Source organism: Hymenobacter daeguensis (assembly GCF_054780555.1).
On record NZ_BAAGWC010000015.1, the window covers coordinates 81,385 to 101,757 of the forward strand.

The window sequence follows — 20,373 nt, forward strand, 5'->3', positions numbered from 1 at the left end:
GCGAACCACAACGCTCGCGCTACATCCCGAATGACCGACGACTCCATTGACACCTACGCGGCCCTGCACACGGCCCCCGAGCCGCCTTTGCTGGCTCAGCTCACCCGCGAAACGCACCTGCAACTGCTGATGCCGCGCATGAGCAGCGGCCACGCCCAGGGCCGGCTGCTGAGCCTGCTGAGCCACCTCCTGCGTCCGCAGCGAATCCTCGAAATCGGCACCTTCTGCGGGTATGCCACCTTGTGCCTGGCCGAAGGACTGGCGGATAACGGCCTGATTCATACCATTGAAGTTGACCCGGAGAAGGAGGCGCGCATTCGGCGCTACGTGGCGGCGGCCGGTCTTACTGAGCAGGTACGCCTATATATTGGTTCGGCGCTCGATGTTTTGCCGGGGCTGGTCGATGAAGTGTGGGATTTGGTCTTTATTGATGCCGACAAGCGCAACAACGACGCGTACTTTGAAGCCGTTATTGAGCAGGTGCGGCCCGGTGGGCTGCTTGTCGTCGACAACGTGCTGTGGGGCAACAAGGTGCTGCCCGCGCACGAAGTGAAAACCGGCGACAAAGACACGCCACTGGTGCGCGCCTTCAACGACAAAATGGCCCGGGACTCGCGGGTGGAACCGGTATTTCTCCCGTTGCGCGACGGCCTGCTGCTGCTGCGCAGGAAATAACCCCGGTTGCACAATCGTTTGTTTGCCGGCGAACCTTGCCGGGCCGAATGCCGTCAACTTCCTTTCTTCGAGTTCCCCACCGTTCTATGCGAAATTTTACCCTGCTTTTTTTCCTGCTGCTGGGGCTGACTGCGGCCCACGCGCAGGCTCCCACTACCGTAAGCGGGCGCGTGACGGACGGCAAGGACCAGTCGGCACTGATTGGGGCCAACGTGTTGCTCATTCACCTGCCCGACTCGGTAAAGCGCGGCACGGCCGTGGACACGGACGGCAAATTCCAGTTCGACAACGTGGCCGCCGGGCGCTACGTGCTTGATGCCTCGTTTGTGGGCTACCAGAAAACGAGCCAGGCCGTGACGGTGGCCGGCGCGCCCGTGCAGGTGGGCACGCTGGCCCTGCAAACCGGTGGCGTGCAGCTGAAAGGCGTGGTAGTAACCGGCCAGGCAGCCCAAAGCGTGCAGAAAGGCGATACCACCCAATACAACGCCCGCGCCTTCAAAACCAACCCCGACGCCACCAGCGGCGACCTCATCGAGAAGATGCCCGGCGTGAGCCGCGGGGCCGACGGCAAGGTGCAGGCCCAGGGCGAAACCGTGGCCCAGGTGCTGGTAGACGGCAAGCCCTTCTTCGGCACCGACCCCGACGCCGTGCTCAAAAACCTGCCCGCCGAAATGGTGGACAAGGTAGAGGTGTTTGACCAGCGCAGCGAGCAGAGCCGCTTCTCGGGCTTCGATGATGGCAACACGACCAAGACCATCAACATCGTGACCAAGATTGAGTTTCGCAACGGCACCTTCGGGCGCGTGGTGGGCGGCGCGGGACCGGAGCGCTACAAGGCCAGCGGCAACATCAACAAGTTCAAGGGCGACCAGCGGATGTCGGTGCTGGCGCAGAGCAACAACGTGAACGAGCAGAACTTCGGCACCGAAGACCTGCTGGGCGTGGTGGGCAACTCCAACACCGGCGGCGGCGGCCGCGGGGGCGGCGGCAACCGCGGCGGGGGAGGCGGCGGCAACGGCGGCAACGCCGGCGACTTCCTGGTGAACCAGAACGGCGGCATCACGACCACCAACGCCGTTGGCCTGAACTACTCGAACAGCTGGAACAAAAAAACCGAGCTGTCGGGCAGCTACTTCTTCAACCGCGCCAACAATGCGCTGAACAGCTCTACCCAGCGCTACTACGTGCTGCCCTCGCAGGCCAACACTACCTACAGCCAGACGGCTAACGGCAACAGCCTCAACATGAACAACCGCTTCAACCTGCGCCTGGAGCAGAAGATTGACTCGGCCAACTCCATTCTGTTCCGGCCGCGCTTCAGCTCGCAGAGCAACGACGCCAGCAGCCAGGTTGACGGGATAACGCGCCGCAGCGGCGAAGAGCAGAGCCGCATCAACAGCAAGTACAACGCGAATAACAGCGGCCTGAACACCGGCGGCGACCTGCTGCTGCGCCACCGCTTCCGCAAGGTGGGCCGCACGGCCAGCCTGAGCATTGGCGGCAGCTACAGCCAGAAAACAGCCGAAACCACGCTGACCACCGTCGATACGGGCTCGGCCCTGAACAACCTCAACCAGGCCAGCGACCTGAAGCAGCACGGCGGCAACATCACCGCCAACCTGGCCGTGACCGAGGCCATCTCGCGCAAAGACCAGGTGCAGGCCAACTACACCATCAACTACGCGCCCAACAACTCGGACAAATACACCTACGACGTGCAGGGCGACAACAGCCGCATCCGGAACGATGCGCTGAGCAACGTATTTGACAACTACTACTTTACGCAGTCGGGCGGGGTGACGTATCGGCACATAACGCCCAAGGTGCAGGCCGGCATCGGGCTGTCGGGCCAGTATTCGGAGCTGTACAGCGACGCGCAGTTTCCGCGCCCCGGCATTGGGCGCTACTACTTCGTGAACGTGCTGCCCAATGCCAACGTGAACGTGCGCTTTACGCGCCAGAAAAACCTGCGCCTGTTCTACCGCACCAATACCAATGCGCCCAGCGTGAGCCAGTTGCAGGCCGTGGTGAACAACTCCAACCCCCTGCAGCTCACCATCGGCAACCCCACGCTGCGGCAGGAGTTCCAGCAGTCGGTCAACATCCGCTACTCGGCTTCAAACCCCGAGGTGTCGAGCAACTTTTTCGCGCTGCTGTCGGGCTCGTATAATTCGAACCCGATTTCGAACCGCACCCAGGTCGCCATTCGCGACACCACGGTGGTGCCCGAAGGCGCGCCCAGCGTGCGCCTGCCGGCCGGGGCCCAGCTCACCCAGCCCGTCAACCTCGACAAGGAGTTTTCGGTGCGCAGCCTGGTGAGCTACGGCCGGCCCATCAAGGCCATCAAAACCAACGTGAACCTGAGCGCCAACGCCAGCTACAGCCAGTCGCCGGGCCTCATCAACGGCGAGCTGAACTACGCCCGCTCGCCCTCGTTCGGGGCCGGCCTCACGCTCAGCTCCAACATCAGCCCCGAGCTGGACTTCACGGCCTCAACCACCTCGAACCAGAACTACGTCATCAATACCCTCCAAACCAAGCTCAATACCAACTACTTCTCGCAGGTGTCGCGCCTGCGCCTGGGCTGGATTATCGGGCCCGGCATCAACTTCTCTACCGATGTGGTGCACCAGTACTACGCGGGGCTCTCGGCCGGCTACAACCAGCCCTATGCCCTCTGGAATGCCAGCCTGGGCAAGAAGCTGTTTCCCGGCCAGCGCGGCGAAGTGAAGGTGTATGTGTTTGATATTCTGGGCCAGAACCGCAGCATCTCGCGCAACGTGAACAGCACCTACTACGAGGACGTGCAGACCACCATCCTGCAGCGCTACTTCATGCTGATGTTTACCTACAACATCCGCAGCGGCAACGTGATAGCCCCGCAGCCGGGCGAAGGCGGCGGACGCGAAGGCCGGGGCGAAGGCCGCGGCGGCTTCGGCCGGCCCGATGGCGGCGGCCCGGGTGGGGGAGGCCCTCCCGGCGGCGGCGGTCCGCAGTAAAGACGTTGGGTTGTGGAACATAACGCGTCCGCCTGTCATCCTGAGCGCAGCGAAGGTCCTTCGCTGCGCTCAGGATGACAGGCAAGTGAATGCTTTTTGCGCAAAAATCAGGTTCTTTGTAGCTTCCGGGCCGGACAGCCCGCGTAGCCTATGCGAAATCCTACCGCTTTCCTGCTGTTAATAATGGGGCTGGCTGGCCCCCTGGCCGCCCAGCCCGTGGCACCCGCCCGCGCATTCCACCCCGACGTGCCGGCGGCCATGGACGTGGCCGGTATTCACCTGGTGCTGAATGAGGAAGCCCAGCGCCTGGTGCAGCAAAAAGCCGACGGCCTGTGCCGCCACCAGCCATCTTTCCAGGCCCGGGTTGATTTGGCCGATGCCTCGTTTCCCATCATCGACCGGGTGCTCAGGGAAGAAGGCGTGCCGCTCGATTTCCGCTACCTGGCCCTGCAGGAAAGCGCCCTGCAAGGCAATGCGCGCAGCAACCACGAGGCCGTGGGCTACTGGCAGCTCAAGCAGGAAACGGCTACTGGCCTGGGCCTCAGCGTGAACGATGCCGTGGACGAGCGCCAGCACCTCGCGGCCAGCACCCGCGCCGCCGCCCGCTACCTCACCCGCAGCAACACCAGCCTGCACAACTGGCTGAACGCCCTGCTGAGCTACTACACCGGCCTGGGCGGGGTGAAGCCCTACACCCTGCCCACCGATTTCGACGCCACCGAGATGGCCATCACGGAATCGACCTCGCCCTACGTGCTGATGTTTCTGGCCCAGAAAGTGGCCTTCGAGCCCGCCTGCGGGCTGAACCCCAAGCCGGCGCTGCTGCTCCGCGAGTTTCCGGCCACGGCCGGCCAGACCCTGCAAGCCCAGGCGCTGACCCTGCACACCGACCCGGCCGCACTGGCCAAGCACAACTACTGGCTGCTGGCCGCCGCCGTGCCGGCCGATAAATCCTACACGCTCATTGTGCCCGTGGGCGACGTGACGCAGGCGGCCGGCATCCTGGCCAACCAGCGCCTGCAAAGCAGCAAAGAGCTGCTGAATGCGCCCACCGTGGCCGGCAACACGGCGGAGGTCCGCATCAACAAGCTGCGCGCCCTCATTGCCCTGCCCGGCGAAACAATGGTTGACCTTGCCCGCCGGGCGCACCAGCGCCTGGGCGAGTTCCTGCGCCACAACGAGATGACGGGCTTCGACAAGCTGGTGGTGGGCCGGCCGTATTACCTGGAAAAAAAGCGCGACGCCGCTGCCGTGGAATACCACGTGCTGCAACCGGGTGAAACAGTTTTCGACGTAGCTCAGAAGTACGGCATGCGCCAGAAGGCCGTTTATTCCAAAAACCGCATGGCCCGCGTGGAGGAGCTGCGCCCCGGCCGCGTGCTGTGGCTGCAGCACACCCGCCCCCGCGAAACGGCCATCGAATACCGCACCCAGCCCGAAGGCGTGGCTCTTGAGCAGCCCAGTGCCGCCGCCATTGCCGCCGAGAAGGAAACCGATGCCCTGGTCAGCACCGCCAACGATGCCGTGTCGATGCGGCGCGACGTGGCCACCGAAAGCGGCCAGGTGAAGGTGAAAGTCAAGGTGAAAAGCGAGGACGGCAAGACAAAAAGCAAGCGCATTGTAACCGAGGATGCCGACGGCTGGGGCGAAACCCTGGCTACCGCTGCTTCGACGGTGGCCAGCGCGCCGGCCGCTGCGCCCGCCCCGGCTCGGCCGGCTCCGCTACCCGCGCCCGTGCGCCCAACGCCAGCATCGGCACCGACCCGGCCCTCAGCGGCCAAAGTCACTTACCTGCCGCCGCCCGCCGCTGCGCCGGCGCCCGCACCCCTGGCCGATGAGCCGGCCGAGGTCGATTCTGCAGTCATTGCGCCCGCGCCCGCGCCCGGTCGTCCGGCGGCGGTGTTCAAGCCGGCAATGCCTGCGCCCGCTCCCGCGCCCAGACCGGCCCCGACAAAAGCGCCGGAACCAGTTGCTGCGTATCCCAGTGCGGTAGCTGCCAAACCAGCACCGGCTCCCGCACCGGTTGTGGCACCTGTCGCCCCCGCCAAACCCGCGTTTGTAACTCCCAGAGCCATTCCCGGCACCGCTACTCATCGGGTGGAAGCCAAGGAAACGGTGTATTCCGTCAGCCGGCTCTACAGCATTCCGCCCGCCACGCTCATTGCCATCAACCACCTGGAGCCGCCGTATGGCCTGGTCACAGGGCAGGTGCTGAGCCTGAAAATGCCGGAGGCGGAAGCGGCCCCCGCTCCACCGGCTGCCAAAGCCACACCAACGCCGATGCCTGCCCCGGCACCCAAAGCCGCCCAGGCCCCAGGCCCCGCGCAGGCTCCCGCCCCGGCAGCCGTTCACCCGAGCGGCCGCATCAACCCGGCGTTGCTGTACGTGCCTAAAAAAGGAACGCCGGCTGCAGCCAAACCAACTACTCCTGCTGCCGTAGCGCCCACGGCTCCGGCCACCGCAGCCGGTGCGGTCACGCAGCACACAGTGGTGAAGGGCGAAACGTTGTATAGCATCGCCCGCCTTTACCAGGTGAAGGCGGCCGACCTGCAAGCGTGGAATAACAAGCCGGACGGAGCCGTGAAAATCGGCGAGGTGCTGCGGGTATCGGCCCCGGCCAGATAAGGAAAAACGCAGGCATCAGGAAATCAGGCCGCAGGAAAATTGGGTTTGGGGAACCTCACCAGCCGGGGGTATCTTTGAGAATGAAGAATGAAGAATGAAGAATGAGGAATGAAGAATTGCCCGCGCAGCGTCCTCTAATTCTTCATTCCTCATTCTTCATTCCTCATTCCTCATTAAGCCCCGCGTCCAATGCCCGTTTTCTCGCACCTGCACAGCCACACCCAATACTCGCTGCTCGATGGCCAGGCCAGCATCGGCGCGCTGATGAAGAAGGCCCAGAAGGACGGCATGCCCGCCGTGGCCCTCACCGACCACGGCAACATGTTCGGCGCGTTCAACTTCGTGGCCGAGGCCAACAAGTATAACGTGAAGCCCATCGTGGGCTGCGAGTTCTACCTCGTGGAGGACCGCCACAAGAAAACCTTCAGCCGCGAGAAAGGGGAGAAGGACAACCGCTTCCACCAGCTGCTGCTGGCCAAGGACCAGGCCGGCTACCACAACCTGGCCAAGCTCTGTTCGCTGAGCTTCATCGAGGGCGTGTACTCCAAATTCCCGCGCATCGACAAGGAGCTGCTGCTGCAGTACCACGAGGGGCTGATTGCCACTTCGTGCTGCATCGGGGCCGAGATTCCGCAGACCATCCTCTTCGGCACCGAGGCCCAGGCCGAGGAAAAGCTGAAGTGGTGGCTCGACTTGTTCGGTGAGGATTTCTACATCGAAATCCAGCGCCACGGCCTGATGGACTTCGACGGCACCGGCAAAAGCCAGGAAGACGTGAACCAGGTGCTGCTGGGCTTTGCGCGCAAGTACAACGTCAAGGTCATCTGCACCAACGACTCGCACTACGTCGACCAGACCGACTACGCCGCCCACGACCTGCTGCTGTGCGTGAACACCGGCGAGGAGCACAGCATCCCCGTCGGCGACATCCGCACCAACTACTACACCCTGATGACCAACCAGGGCGAGGTGAAGTACGACCTGCTCGACAACCTGCGCCGCGACCACGCCCGCGACGAAAAAGCCCAGCGCCAGCTCCGCCGCATCGACGAGGAGCTGCAGAAGCCCAAGCCGCATACCCGCTTCGGCTTCGCCAACGACCAGTTCTTCTTCAAGACGCAGGCCCAGATGAACGAGCTGTTCGCCGACCTGCCCGAGAGCGTGGACAACACCAACGAGATTGTCGACAAAATCACGCCCCCGAAGCTGGCGCGCGACATTCTGTTGCCCAACTTCCCCATTCCCGCGCCCTTCGCCAACGCCGACGAGTTCCTGCGCGAGCTCACCTACGTGGGCGCGTTCGGCCCCAGCGCCGGCAAGGGCGTCGTGACGATGAGCAAGCCGCCGCGCTACTCCGAGCGCACGCCCGAAATCGAGGAACGGCTTGATTATGAGCTGCGCATCATTCAGACGATGGGTTTCGCGGGCTACTTTCTCATCACCCAGGACTTCATCAACCACGGCCGCAACATTGGCGTGGCGGTGGGCCCGGGCCGGGGCTCGGCCGCCGGCTCGGCGGTGGCCTATTGCGTGGGCATCACCAACATCGACCCCATCAAGTACTCGCTGCTGTTCGAGCGTTTTCTGAACCCCGAGCGTGTGTCGATGCCCGATATCGATATTGACTTTGACGACGTGAACCGTCAGAAAGTCATCGACTACGTGGTGAATAAGTACGGCAAGACGCAGGTGGCCCAGATTATCACCTTCGGCACCATGGCCGCCAAATCGTCCATCAAGGATGTGGCGCGGGCGATGGAGCTGCCTCTGCCGCACACCAACGACCTCACCAAGATGGTGCCCGACAAGCCCGGCACCACCCTGGCCGGCGCCTTCGCCGAAAACCAGGAGCTCGACATGATTCGGCGCGATGAGTCGCCCGAAAACCTGAAGGGCCAGATTCTGCGCCTCGCCACGCAGCTCGAAGGCTCGGTGCGCAACACCGGCATCCACGCGGCCGGCGTCATCATCGCGCCGGATGATATCACGAAGTACATCCCGGTTTCGACCTCGAAGGACTCGGACCTGCTCATCACGCAGTTCGACGGCAAGGTGATTGAATCGGCGGGCATGCTGAAGATGGACTTTCTGGGACTTAAAACCCTGACCGTCATCGTGGATGCCATGAACCTGATTGAGCGCAACCACGGCGTGAAAATCGACATCGACGAAATTCCGCTCGACGATGAGAAGACCTACGCGCTCTACCAGCGCGGCGATACTATCGGCACGTTCCAGTTCGAGTCGGAAGGCATGCGCCAGTATTTGAAGGACCTGAAGCCGACGAATATTGAGGACCTGATTGCCATGAACGCCCTCTACCGCCCGGGCCCGATGCAGTTCATCCCGAACTTCATCAACCGCAAGCACGGCCGCGAGGAGGTGGAATACCCGCACGAGCTGCTGAAACCCATCCTGGAGTACAGCCAGGGCATCATGGTGTATCAGGAGCAGATTATGCAGACGGCCCAGATTCTGGCCGGCTACTCGCTCGGCGGCGCCGACCTGCTGCGCCGCGCAATGGGTAAGAAGGACATGAAAAAGATGGCCCTCGAGCGTGAGAAGTTCATCGAAGGCGCCAAAAACCTGCACAACATCCCGGCGAAGAAGGCCAACGAAGTCTTCGACGTGATGGAGAAGTTTGCCGAGTACGGCTTCAACCGTTCGCACTCGGCCGCCTACTCGGTAGTGGCCTACCAGACGGGCTATCTGAAGGCCAACTACCCGGCCGAGTACATGGCCGCCGTGCTCACCAACAACATGGGCGACATCAAGAAGGTGACCTTCTTCATCGAGGAAGCCCGCAAGCAGGGCGTGCCCGTGCTCGGCCCCGACGTGAACGAAAGCCTCCTGAAATTCAACGTGAACCAGGAAGGCGCCATCCGCTTCGGCATGGGCGCGGTGAAGGGCGCGGGCGAACTCGCCGTGGAAAGCATGGTGCAGGAGCGCGAAAAAGCCGGCCCGTATTCCGACATCTTCGACTTCGCCAAGCGCGTGAACCTGCGCACCGTGAACAAGAAAACCTTCGAAAGCTTGGCCCAGGCCGGCGCGTTCGACGGCTTCGACAAGCACCGCCGCCTCTACCTCGACGCCCCGGCCGGCGACCAGAACCTCATCGAAAAGGCCATGCGCGTGGGCCAGCAGCATGCCGCGGCCAAGGAATCGGCTCAGCACAGCCTGTTTGGCGCGGGCGCGTTCGGCGCGGTGGCCGCCCCCATGCCCAAAATCCACGAGATGGAGCCCTGGAGCAAAACCGAGCAGCTGCGCCGCGAGAAGGAAGTGGTGGGCTTCTACCTGAGCGGCCACCCGCTGGATAGCTACAAGCTGGAGCTCGACGCCTACTGCACCTGCGGGCTGGACAAGGTGGACGAAATCAAGAACAAGGAAATGGCGGTGGCCGGCCTCATTACCAATGTTTTATTTAAGACAACCAAGATGGGCCAGCCCTTCTGCACCTTCACCCTGGAGGATTACGAGACGAGCATCAACCCGGCCCTGTTCCGCGACGACTACACCAAGTTCGCGCCCCTCATCAACCCGCGCAACTACCCCAACGAGCAGGTGCCGCCCATGTACGTGCGCCTGAAGCAGGAGCTCCGCCGCCACTCCCAGGACCAGTGGGACCTGCGCATCCTCAGTATTCAGCCGCTGGCCGACATTGCCGAGAAGATGAGCAAGGGCGTGCGCGTGCGCCTCGACCTGCGCACCGTGACCGCGCCCATGCTCGACCGGCTGGAAGAAGCCATCGAGCACGCCCCCGGCGGCAAGCGCCTCGAAATCCAGTTTGTGGAGCCCCACGAGCACCTGGCCGTGGACATGTTCTCGCGCCGCTTCCAGATTGAGCCCAAGGCCTTCATCGAAAAGATGAAGGAGTTGGAAATGGAGGTTTGTACGCTGATTTAGGAAAAAAAAGGCCCCCGACCTGGGCTGCGCTCAGCATGGGGTTTCGTGCTTTCGAATAGAAAAAGGCACTATTCGCCGGCCTTTCACCGAGCGGAATCCGCCGTTCTGAACTTTCCAGTATCCACGCTGTTTTCCATCCAATCTGCTACCTTGCGACCCCGTTGGCCGTATACGCCAGACTATTCTTTAAACCCCAACCCAAATTGAAATGGGACACAAAGCAATTGAAATAACCGACGCCAACTTCGAAGAAATCATCGGCGGCGACAAGCCCGTATTGGTTGACTTCTGGGCCGAATGGTGCGGCCCCTGCCGCATGGTAGGCCCCGTGGTAGAAGAGCTGGCCGGCGAGTACGAAGGCAAAGTCGTGGTAGGCAAAGTAGACGTGGATGCCAACCCCCAGACTTCCATGAAGTTCGGTATCCGCAGCATTCCCACGCTGCTGGTTTTCAAAAACGGCCAAATCGTTGACAAACAAGTAGGCGCAGTGCCCAAGCACGTGCTCGCCCAAAAACTCGAAGCCCAGGTAACGGCCTAACCACCGGCCACCGGCTCTTCGGAATAAAAAAGCCCCGCGCTAGACTGGCGCGGGGCTTTTTGGCTTCTGGGCGGCGGCGCAAGCTAGCGCACTACGCGGGGCCGCACCTGGGCATCGTGCTTTTGGCGGTAGATGGCGCGGCTGGCCTGGCGCTCGTCCTGCCGGATGTCCTGGCGCTCGTCGCGGGTGACCACGCCGTCGGATTTGGCCGCGCGCTTGTCCTGGCGGATTTCGGCTTCGCGGCCGCGCATCCGGGCTGCTTCGGTACGGGTGAGCTCGCCGCTGGCCACGCCCTGGTTGATGCGGGCGCGCTCGTTGCGCTGGCGGGCGTTGATGCCGAGCGTGGCCGTTTGGGCGGCGGCCAGGTGCGAAACCGTGAGCAGGCCGAGGGCGGCTACGAGCGAAAACAGGGATTTTTTCATGGGATAAGTAAGGGGAATGAGTGGAGGAAAGATGGCGGTTGGATGCGGCGCGTAGGATGAGGTTTAATCCGGGCTGGCAATAAGCTCCGACCCGGGAGCTGCTGCTGGAAAAATTACTACATTACCAGCCAACTACGAAGCCCGAAGCCCCGTAGGAGGCCCATCTCTCACCCTTCATTACATCCTTATTATGAAACGCATTTTTGGTTTCCTCCTTTCCCTGAGCCTGCTGGGCAGCACGGTTTCCCAGGCCCAGGCCCCGGCTGCTACGATGAGCAGCTCGTCGAAAACCACGACTACCAAAACGACCCAGCCAGGCACGAAAGTGACCACGAAGTCGAGCACCATGCAAAACCCAGCGGGCATGTCGAAATCATCGACCACGACCAAAAGCGCGGGCACGATGAGCAAGTCGAGCACCATGACCACGCCCTCGGGCATGACCAAAACGTCGTCGACCTCCAGCAGCACGCACGTGAAGGCCGATGGTACCGCCGACATGCGCTATAAGGAGAACAAAACCACCAAAACCACCGGCCCGATGAAAGCCGACGGCACACCCGATATGCGCTACAAAGCCAATAAAACGACGGTGAAATCAACCACCAAAATGTAGGGGCTACGCGCTGCTAGCTCTCACCAAGCCCTTGCCTGCAGCTGGCAAGGGCTTTTTTTATTGCTCAGACGGGCTGGGGCCGATGGGTTGCACAGCTTTGCCGCAGCCGGCTGCCTAACTTGCGCCCCTCATTCCCAACCTCGTTTCTCTATGCGCTACGCCCCCCTTGCTCCCGAGCTTTTCGTAGAAAACCGCCGCCGTTTTCGCGAGCTGCTGCCGCCGGCCTCGCTGGCCATCTTCCAGTCGAACGACATCATGCCGACCAATGCCGACGGCACCATGGCCTTCCGGCAGAACAACGACCTGTTCTACCTCAGCGGCGTGGACCAGGAGGAAAGCATTCTCGTGATTTTTCCGGATGCCCGCCTGCCGCAGCACCGCGAAATCCTGTTTCTGAAGGAAACGTCGGAGCACATTCTCATCTGGGAAGGCTACAAGCTGACCAAGGACGAGGCGCGCCAGAACTCCGGCATCCGGACCATTATGTGGCTCGAGAGCTTCAAATCGGTGCTGCCCGCGCTGATGAACGAGGCCGAAAACGTGTACCTGAACTCGAATGAGCACATTCGGGCCGTGGTGGAGGTGGAAACGCGCGATGCCCGCTTCATCAAAATGCTGCAGAGCCAGTACCCGCTGCACAACTACCGCCGCGCCGCCCGCCTGCTGCACCAGCTGCGCGCCATCAAGAGCCCCGAGGAAATCCGGGTGATGCGCCAGGCCTGCGACATCACGGGCAAGGCGTTTCGGCGGCTGCTGGGCTTTGTGAAGCCGGGCGTGTGGGAGTTTGAGATTGAGGCCGAAATCGTGCACGAGTTCATGCGCAACCGCAGCCGCGGGCCGGCCTACGGCAGCATTGTGGCCAGCGGCAAAAATGCCAACGTGCTGCACTACACCACCAACGACAACCAGTGCCAGGACGGCGACGTGATTCTGCTCGACTTCGGGGCCGAATACGCCAATTACGCGGCCGACCTCTCGCGCTCGATTCCCGTCAATGGCAAGTTCACCACCCGCCAGCGCCAGGTATACGACTCGGTGCTGGCCGTGATGGCCTTCGCCAAAACCCGCCTCGTGGCCGGCAACGAAATTGAGGAATACCACAAGCAGGTGGGCGAGTGCATGGAGCAGGAGCTCATTAAGCTGGACCTGCTGAATGCCGCCGACGTGAAAAACCAGGACCCCGCCGCGCCGCTCTACAAGAAATATTTCATGCACGGCACCAGCCACTACCTGGGCCTCGACGTTCACGACGTGGGCTACAAATACCGCACCTTCGAGCCCGGCATGGTGTACACCGTGGAGCCGGGCATCTACATCCCCGAAGAGGGCCTGGGCATTCGCCTGGAGAATGACATCCTCATCACCGCCACCGGCAACGAGGACCTGATGGCCGATATTCCGCTGCAAGCCGATACGATTGAGGACCTGATGGCGAAGGGCCGCTAGGCTTATCTGGCTGAAAATCAGAACGTCCTGCCGGGTGCAGCCGAAGCAGCTCTACCCGCAGAAGTAATCATTTACTTTCGTGGGTAGAGCTGCTTCGGCTGCGCCCGGCAGGACGTTCGTTTTTGTCTGGGTGCCAGGCGCTATTTAGCCGTTGCCTGCACCAGCTGCGGGAGGTACTTCGCCAGCGCCTCTACCTGCGATTTGGTGAAATTGCCCTGGACTGACACAAGCACGAACGAATCGGCCACATCGGGCAGGCTGCCGAGGCCGGCGAATTCCGACACGCTATTGCCCGAGCCCCGCGTAGAAATGGCGTAGTTGCTGCCGCCGAAGCCGGCCGTGGAAAGCGGGTCGTACTTGTTGTTTTGTAAGATACCGGCCGCTTCGGCCCGCAAGCCCTGCGCCGCCAGCTCTTTGGCCGAGGCGGTGGTAGGCGTGAAGCTGATGACCCGGGCCGAACGAATGCCGGTGATGCCGTTGGTGAGGTCGGAGCCGCCGAGGAGCTTGGCGGCTTTCACCAGGGCCAGGCGCTGCAGTAAGTCGGCCGACCATTCGGTGGTTTTAAAGCCTTCGCGGCCGTCATATTTCGAGAAAAACGAGGCCACGGTTTTGGCCGGGGTGCCGGGACCGCCGGCGCGGCAGCCCACCAGCAGCAGAAACACGAAGAGGAAGGGAAGACAGAGTTTGTTGAGCATGCAAGGAAGATGAGGTGAAAGAATCAGTACGCAAATGAAAAGCAAAACGCCATGCCGCGGCGCCCCTCGGCCTGGTGCTCCCTATCCGGCTGCCGTGCTGAGGCGCTAAAACACCACCGAGTTCAGAAAGAACACCTCGCGGTCGGGGCCGTGGTCTACGTGCACGCGCTGGTAGCCGGTGGCCACAAAGCGGCTGCCAAACCACGGCAGCAGGTCGGCCTGCGAAGTGTCGGCGGTGCGCTCGGGGAGGGCGGTGCCGTTGGCCGCCACGCCCGTCCGGATGGGCACCTGCTGGTCGTTGGGGCCGGCTTCGGCGCGGTTTATTACTTTGTAGCGCAGCTTATCTTCGTCGAGATAGGCCAGCACGAGGCGGCCATCGGGCAGGGCGCGCAGGCGCACGCCTTCTTCCAGCTCGGACCGGCGCAGGTTCTCCACCACGAAGATATTGTCCCACAGCAGCGCCCCGGTGCGGTCGAAGCCACACACCAGCGCGTGCGTGGTCTGGTAGCCATCGAAGATGCGGGAATTGGCGTAGGGGGAAGTCCCGTATTGGTTGCCAAGGCTGTTGCTGGGGCCAATGTAGGTGCCGTAGCTGTTGTAGCGGTAGTGCGGGTAATACACTTCGGCCACCAGCACATAGCCGCCGTCGGGCTGGGGCAGCAGTTCGTGCAGCAGCAGCCGATAGTGCCAGCGCAGCGGCGGCACGGCGCGGGCAATGCGCCGCTCGGTGCGCCGCCGCAGCCGGGCCTGGCGGCTGGGCTTGAGGTAATCGAAAAAATGCTTGAGGTGCAGGAAGTCGTAGAAGCGCAGCGGAGCCTTGGTTCCGACGCTGGCGGCAGCGCCCAGGTCGGTGGCAAACAGGCCCTGCGCGTAGGTGGGGTCGCGCAGCGAGTAGGTGCCCATCAGCAGGCGGGCGGTGGTGTCCTGCGGCGGCGTCACCTGGGCCGTGATGAGGCTGCGGTCGCTCTCGGCCTGCACGAATTCGGAGCTGACGAGCTGGCCTTTTTCCGTCAGCTGCTTGAGCAGCAGGCGGCTTTTGCGGCCGTTGGTCTGGCTCAGCACGTACTCGGCGCGGCGGGTGGCAGCGTCGGCCACGAAGGTGAGCTGGGTGGGCAGCGGCTCGTACACCGAGGGCAGGTACTGCATCTGGCCGGTGGCTACGTCGAGCAGCATGGCCGTGACGTGCTGCTGGTCGTTGAGCAGCACCGTGGCAAACAGGCGCCCATCGAGGGCTTTCAGCTCCACAATCTCGCGGCTCAGCTTGGTGTCGAACTGCTGGGTGCGGGTTTGGGCGAGGCGGCCGTTGTAGGCGGCCACCCACAGGCGGCCGGGCGTGCTGCGCGAAGAAAACAGGGCATACACCGTGTTTTCTTCGGCGCACATGCGGGTGAAATCGAACTCATCGGGCACTTCCAGCGCCGACTCCTGCCGCAGGTGCAGCAGTTGGTCGTAGCACTGAAACACGTAGGTGCTCTTGCTGGACAGGGGCTTGTTGCGGCCTATCAGCAGCACCACGGTGCTATCGGCGGGCAGGGCCTGCACGTGCACTTCGCTTTCGGAAGGCACCAGCGGCAGCTCGGTGCGGGCCGTCTGGACGGGCGCACCGGGCGGGGGAGGCGGGGCCGGCGCACCCCGCCGCTGGGCGTGCAGGCCGGGGGCACCCGCCAGGTGGCCCAGCAATGTCAGCAGTAGAAAGTAGCGGAGTTTCATGCCCGTACGCTGTGAAAAGCAACTGGAAATACCCGAGCCCGGCTGAGCAGGCAACACACGAAAGTTACGGCCAAATGCGGCGTTTGGTATCGGCGGCCGGCTGCTCAATTTGCCCCCAGCGCCAGAATGGCGTCAAACTCCTCGGGCCGCACCGGCAGCACCGACAGCCGCGACTGCCGCAGCAGCGCCAGCTCGGCCAGCCGGGCATCGGCCTTGAGCTGGGCCAGCGCCACGGGGCGGGGCAGGGGCTGCACCGGGCGCAGGTGCACGGCCACCCAGGGCGAGCCGGCTTCGGCGGTGGCATCGGGGGCGGCCGGGGCGGCCACTTCGGCAATGCCCACCACGGCCTTTTCGCTCACGCTGTGGTAAAACAGCACGAGGTCGCCGGGCTGCATGAGGTTCAGGTTGTTGCGGGCCTGGTAGTTGCGCACCCCGGTCCAGGCGGTGCCGTCTTCCTGCACAAAGGTGGTCCAGGAATACGCTTCGGGTTCAGATTTAACGAGCCAGTGCTTCAAAGCAGGGAGGGAATGAGGGAATGGACGAATGCGGCGACACACAAACGGCCGGCACTGGCATAGATGCCGGCCGGCCGCTGGTTTGCACACCGCAAAGGAAATAAATTCGAAAGCTATCCGCGCCGGGCGCTACAGCGCAAAGCCCAGGTCGAAGCTGATGATGTTGGCAAGGAGGTCGGCGCGGTCCTGGGCGGCGTAAATGGACGAGCCCGTTTGCTGGTAGTGGGCGTAGCGCAAATCCAGCGACTTGAAGCGCATCACGCGGGGCAGGCCCTGCGCATTCTTGCCCGGCACATGGAAGCGCCCGATGCCATACACCGGCGAGTAGCGCAGCCCAAGGCCCACTTTATTGGCCGAAAAAGCTGACAGGTCGTAGTCCGACGTGTAGTACGTGTCGCTCACGGAGTGCTGTGCGAACGGCGCAAAGTACGTGGCGGCCGTCTGGGTATGGTAGCGGTAGAAGGGGTAGAGCACGAAAAACGGCGTCACCTTCACCGGCACTTCCAGCTCCAGGGTGTGGGCCGTGATGCCGAAATTGTCGTTGTAGAACCGGTAGAAGCCCCGAATCTGGAGCAGGTCGGTGGCGTAGTAGTTCAGCCGCAGGCTCACCGGGTACTTGAAGCGCGAGCGGGGCAGCGCCTCGATGCGCGCCGCCGTGGGGAAGCGCGCCGAGAAGTCGCCGCCCACGGCCGGGGCCAGGTTCGGGTCGGGGTTATCCCGGAAATACACCCGGTGAAACGGCGTACTCAGCAACCCGTTCTGCGACACCAGCTCGGTGCTAATGGCCGCCTGCAGCCGCTTGGTGAGCACCTGCGAGTAAGTGGCCGTGAAGTTGTAGGTCTGGCGCGTATCGCTGCCGTAGTTCTTTTCGCCGCGCGTGGCCGTGCTGCCGGCCGTGTAGCCCGTGCGCAGCTCCAGCGGCGTAATCAGCGTTACCTGGTCGAAGAACACTTGGCCGGCGAGGCTGAGCTGGCGGTTGCCGTCCTGCGAGGTTTTGGCGAAAGAGCCGGTTACGTTGAACGAGAGGTAGTCATATTCCTTCGACACGCCCGCGCCCACGCCCCAGATGGTGCCCCTGGCCTTTTGCTCGCGGCTGTAGCCAAAATCGCCGTGGTAGCGCACGTCGTGCGCCGAGGGCGTGCTCAATGCAAAGTCAATCCGGTCGGTCGAGGCCGAGGAGTAAAAATCGGCCCCCACGTTCACCGAAAGCCGGCTCACGGTATCCAGCGGCACGTTCACGATGATGGCCGGCGGCACATCCGTCAGCTGCTGGGTGCCGCGCCCGCCTTCCACCGCGCCGTGGCTGCCCGTCTGCTGGTAGTAGCCGCCGATGATGTCGATGGTGGCCTCATCGGCCGCCCGGTTCACCGGCACCGATGGGCTCACGGGGGCCCCGTAGCCGTCGATGCGGTTGGGGTTTTGGGTGGTGCCGGTCTGGGCCAGCGCCGGAGCCGCCAGGGTGCACAGGGCCAGGAGTAGCAGGGGGTGTTTCACGTAGGAATATTTTTTTGGTCTGATGATGCCCGTCGTGCTCACGGCTAGTTGCAGCCGCAGCCGCCGCCCACTTTGCCGCCGTTGGCCCCGCCGGCCCCTTCGCGGTAGCTCTCAAAATTGGTTTCGGGCGTTTCCACGGTTTTGCTGGCCAGCTTCATGTCCTCGTCGTTGAGGTACACTTTCTGGTAGGCTTTCACCGACACGCAGCCGGGCAGGGCCGCCGCCAGGGGCAGCAGCACCAGCGCCAGCACAAGGCGCAAACGAACGGAGGGCAGGGTTTTTCTCACAGCAATCGAATCAGATACGGAAAATCAGGGATGGGTGGCCGGGGCTGCGCCGTGGTAGTAGTTCAGCGTCATGCCCCTTGAGGTCAGGGTTTTATTGTCGTCGGTTATCAACGTACAGTCCACGCCTTTCAGGCTGTTGATGAACGCCAGACCGGCGGTCGGGCCTTTTACGAAAACAACTTCATCCAGGCCATCGGCCAGCTCCACGTCGGGGCAGAGAATGGTGACCGAGCGCAGGCCCACCGACGGGTAGCCAGTGTGCGGGTTGATGATGTGGCCATACACCTGCTTGCCTACTGTGAAGTATTGCTCGTAGTTGCCGGCCGTCACCACGGCCATGTCCGTCACATCGACCCAGGCGGCCACGCTGTTGGGGTGGTCGGGGTCGCCGATGGCCACGCGCCAGAGCGAGCCGTCGGCCTGCCGGCCCCAGCAGTAGATGTCGCCCGAGCCGTTCATCAGCCCGCCTTTGATGCCCAGCTGGTCGAGCACCTGCTTGGCCCGGCGCAGGCCGTAGCCCTGCAGAATGCCCGCCAGGTTGATGCGCATCCCTTTTTCGGGCAGGAAAACCGTGTGTGCGGCGGCATCGAGCCTGATTTTCTGCCAGCCAATGCGCCGCACCGACGCCCGAATGGCCGCCGAATCGGGCAGTGCGGCGTGGGCCTGCCGGTCGAACTTATACAGCTTGTCGGCGCTGGCGAAGGTGATGTCGAAGGCCCCGTCGCTGAGCCTGGACAGGCGCAGCGTGCGGGTTATCAAATCGAAGGTTTCGGCTGACACGGCCACCGGTTTCACCCCGGCCATGCGGTTGATGCGCACCACTTCGGAGGTCGAATCCCAGAACGACATCAGCCGGTCGATGCGCTTCACCTCGCCCAGGCCGGCCCGCAGGGCCCGCTGCCCGGCCGAGTCATTCTCGGCCACCACCGTGAAGGTGAAGTGCGAGCCCATGAGGTGGGCGCTGCGCGTGAACGTATGGCGCTGAAAGCCGGCGCTTTGGGCCCGGGCACACCGGGCGCGCCCCCACAGCAAGGCAAGCAGCAGCGTAAGGAGCGGGCCGGGTTTACAGCGTGGCATGGGGGCGAATTGAGCAGTGCGACAACGAAGAGATACCGCAGCCGCAGCCTACCCCTACGCAGGTTCAGAACTTTTATGAAAAGACGTTTAAAGTGAGGGTACTACCTTTTTCAGATAGGCCTCGAAAGCCGCCGGCCCGCCGGCAATGTAGCCGGTTTTGGCCAGCACCTTGCCATCGGGGGCGATGACGACGGCCAGCGGGAAGTCGCCCTCGCGGTTGAGCTGGGCGGCGGCGGCCTCGTTGAGCTTGAGCTGGGCGGCGCTGGGCTGGTTTTTTTTCAGGCGCGGAAAATCGAAGTGGGCCAGCACCAGCTTGTCCTTGGCATACGCGGCAAACTCGGGCTTGGCAAATACTTCCTGCTCATACATAATGCAGGGCTTGCACCAGTCGGAGCCCGAAAAAACCGCCAGGATGGGCCGGTTGGTGGCTTTGGCCTGGGCCTGGGCCGCGCCAAGGTCGGTAATCCAGCCGGTGATGCCTTCGGCCGCCGGGGCCGCCGCCAGGGCCGTGGTCACCTCCGCAACTTGCGGGGCCGAAGCAGTCAGCGTCACCGGCTGCGGGGCGTCCGGTGCCGCAATCACGGTTTTGCTTTTGGCCACCGTGGTGCCAGCCGCATCAGTGGTTTTGGTCTTAATCTTGTCGTTTTTGGCTTTGACGGTGGTTTTTTGGGCCTGCGCCGTGCCAAGGCTGGCGCCAACGATGCCGGCCAGCGCAAACGCGCGCAGCAAGCGGGAGGTGGGGATGAAAAGCATGGTTTGAAGGAAAAGCAAAAGTGACGCACCGCGACAACGGTGCTGGTGATGGCGGAAGTTCTACGGGGACGAGTGGCAGAGGTTGAAAATGCCGCCGCCAGCAGCCGGGCCTGCTATTTCAAAGGTCTTGCCAGTTCGTGAATACCCGGTGAAAAGCCGCCCGGCTGCAGGCTACTGCCGCCGCAGCTTCAGCACCTTTTGCCGAAGCGAAACAACTTCGAGCGTGTAGTTGGGCGTCTGGCCGTCGTTGAGGTGAATGATGAGGCGGGTATCGCCCTCGGCCGTCCAGGTGCCTTCGCGGCCGGTGAGGCCGTCGGTGGGGGCAATGTCGAACTGCTCGAACCGGCCGAACGGCTTGATGGCGAAGCCCGTGCGCCCCCGCGCCGGAGGAAACTTATAGGTGTTGGGCCGGTACACCAGCGTGTCGCCGTGGTTTTCCTCGTGCGATTCCAGCCAGGTGCCCTCCAGCTGCTTCATCGAGGCCGGCGAGGACGTGACCACGGCCGGCTTGTGGTGCTGGCAGGCCGCCAGCAGCCCAAGCATGAGCGGCAACGGCCGCCAGAAACAAGGAATTTTCAACATCGGAATTGGGTAAAATGAATGGCTGATATGGCAGCC

General features: G+C 63.0%; 16 protein-coding genes. 7 read left to right on the plus strand and 9 right to left on the minus strand.

What is annotated here, in order from left to right; all coding sequences use genetic code 11:
* Nucleotides 1-30: 30 nt before the first annotated feature.
* The 5 genes from ACYVHT_RS16210 (at nucleotide 31) to trxA (ending at nucleotide 10,740) form a co-directional block, all read left to right on the plus strand.
* The gene (locus ACYVHT_RS16210; RefSeq protein ID WP_460554057.1) at nucleotides 31-675 is read left to right on the plus strand and encodes an O-methyltransferase; all 645 of its coding nucleotides are present in this window, start codon (nucleotides 31-33) and stop codon (nucleotides 673-675) included.
* 86 nt (nucleotides 676-761) lie between these two features.
* Entirely contained in the window at nucleotides 762-3,674 is a 2,913-nt protein-coding gene (locus ACYVHT_RS16215) for a TonB-dependent receptor (protein ID WP_460554060.1), read from the plus strand.
* A gap of 150 nt (nucleotides 3,675-3,824) precedes the next feature.
* Nucleotides 3,825-6,299: a LysM peptidoglycan-binding domain-containing protein gene (locus ACYVHT_RS16220; protein ID WP_460554063.1), complete on the plus strand. Its 2,475-nt coding sequence runs from the start codon at nucleotides 3,825-3,827 to the stop codon at nucleotides 6,297-6,299.
* A 189-nt stretch (nucleotides 6,300-6,488) separates the two neighbouring features.
* Nucleotides 6,489-10,202, plus strand: a complete 3,714-nt coding sequence (gene dnaE / locus ACYVHT_RS16225; protein ID WP_460554066.1) for a DNA polymerase III subunit alpha — start codon at nucleotides 6,489-6,491, stop codon at nucleotides 10,200-10,202.
* 208 nt (nucleotides 10,203-10,410) lie between these two features.
* Nucleotides 10,411-10,740: a thioredoxin gene (gene trxA / locus ACYVHT_RS16230; RefSeq protein WP_196286315.1), complete on the plus strand. Its 330-nt coding sequence runs from the start codon at nucleotides 10,411-10,413 to the stop codon at nucleotides 10,738-10,740.
* 83 nt (nucleotides 10,741-10,823) lie between these two features.
* On the opposite strand, the gene ACYVHT_RS16235 is transcribed toward trxA, so the two are convergent.
* Nucleotides 10,824-11,162 (minus strand): hypothetical protein, encoded by a 339-nt coding sequence (locus tag ACYVHT_RS16235; RefSeq protein WP_460554070.1) that lies wholly within the window; start codon nucleotides 11,160-11,162, stop codon nucleotides 10,824-10,826.
* Nucleotides 11,163-11,352: 190 nt separating this feature from the next.
* On the opposite strand from ACYVHT_RS16235, the gene ACYVHT_RS16240 reads away from it, so the two are divergent.
* Together ACYVHT_RS16240 and ACYVHT_RS16245 are read left to right on the plus strand one after the other, a co-directional pair.
* Nucleotides 11,353-11,778: a hypothetical protein gene (locus tag ACYVHT_RS16240; RefSeq protein WP_460554073.1), complete on the plus strand. Its 426-nt coding sequence runs from the start codon at nucleotides 11,353-11,355 to the stop codon at nucleotides 11,776-11,778.
* A gap of 150 nt (nucleotides 11,779-11,928) precedes the next feature.
* On the plus strand, nucleotides 11,929-13,224 hold the full coding sequence (locus ACYVHT_RS16245) for a Xaa-Pro aminopeptidase (protein WP_460554076.1): 1,296 nt from the start codon (nucleotides 11,929-11,931) through the stop codon (nucleotides 13,222-13,224).
* Between the two features lie 140 nt (nucleotides 13,225-13,364).
* Here ACYVHT_RS16245 and ACYVHT_RS16250 read toward each other — a convergent pair whose 3' ends face one another.
* The 8 genes from ACYVHT_RS16250 to ACYVHT_RS16285 form a co-directional block, all read right to left on the minus strand.
* The gene (locus ACYVHT_RS16250; RefSeq protein ID WP_460554079.1) at nucleotides 13,365-13,919 is read right to left on the minus strand and encodes a DUF4252 domain-containing protein; all 555 of its coding nucleotides are present in this window, start codon (nucleotides 13,917-13,919) and stop codon (nucleotides 13,365-13,367) included.
* A gap of 105 nt (nucleotides 13,920-14,024) precedes the next feature.
* Nucleotides 14,025-15,629, minus strand: a complete 1,605-nt coding sequence (locus ACYVHT_RS16255; protein ID WP_460554082.1) for a hypothetical protein — start codon at nucleotides 15,627-15,629, stop codon at nucleotides 14,025-14,027.
* A gap of 104 nt (nucleotides 15,630-15,733) precedes the next feature.
* The gene (locus ACYVHT_RS16260; RefSeq protein ID WP_460554084.1) at nucleotides 15,734-16,144 is read right to left on the minus strand and encodes an EVE domain-containing protein; all 411 of its coding nucleotides are present in this window, start codon (nucleotides 16,142-16,144) and stop codon (nucleotides 15,734-15,736) included.
* A gap of 129 nt (nucleotides 16,145-16,273) precedes the next feature.
* Nucleotides 16,274-17,638: a DUF3570 domain-containing protein gene (locus ACYVHT_RS16265; protein WP_460554087.1), complete on the minus strand. Its 1,365-nt coding sequence runs from the start codon at nucleotides 17,636-17,638 to the stop codon at nucleotides 16,274-16,276.
* Nucleotides 17,639-17,682: 44 nt separating this feature from the next.
* Nucleotides 17,683-17,880 (minus strand): DUF4266 domain-containing protein, encoded by a 198-nt coding sequence (locus ACYVHT_RS16270; protein ID WP_460554125.1) that lies wholly within the window; start codon nucleotides 17,878-17,880, stop codon nucleotides 17,683-17,685.
* 69 nt (nucleotides 17,881-17,949) lie between these two features.
* Complete coding sequence (locus ACYVHT_RS16275; protein WP_460554090.1) at nucleotides 17,950-19,002, minus strand: FAD:protein FMN transferase; 1,053 nt, start codon at nucleotides 19,000-19,002, stop codon at nucleotides 17,950-17,952.
* 87 nt (nucleotides 19,003-19,089) lie between these two features.
* On the minus strand, nucleotides 19,090-19,755 hold the full coding sequence (locus ACYVHT_RS16280; protein WP_460554093.1) for a thioredoxin family protein: 666 nt from the start codon (nucleotides 19,753-19,755) through the stop codon (nucleotides 19,090-19,092).
* A gap of 171 nt (nucleotides 19,756-19,926) precedes the next feature.
* Nucleotides 19,927-20,337 carry a lipocalin-like domain-containing protein gene (locus tag ACYVHT_RS16285; protein ID WP_460554095.1) on the minus strand — a complete coding sequence of 137 codons (411 nt, stop codon included), beginning with the start codon at nucleotides 20,335-20,337 and terminating at the stop codon, nucleotides 19,927-19,929.
* Nucleotides 20,338-20,373: the final 36 nt, after the last annotated feature.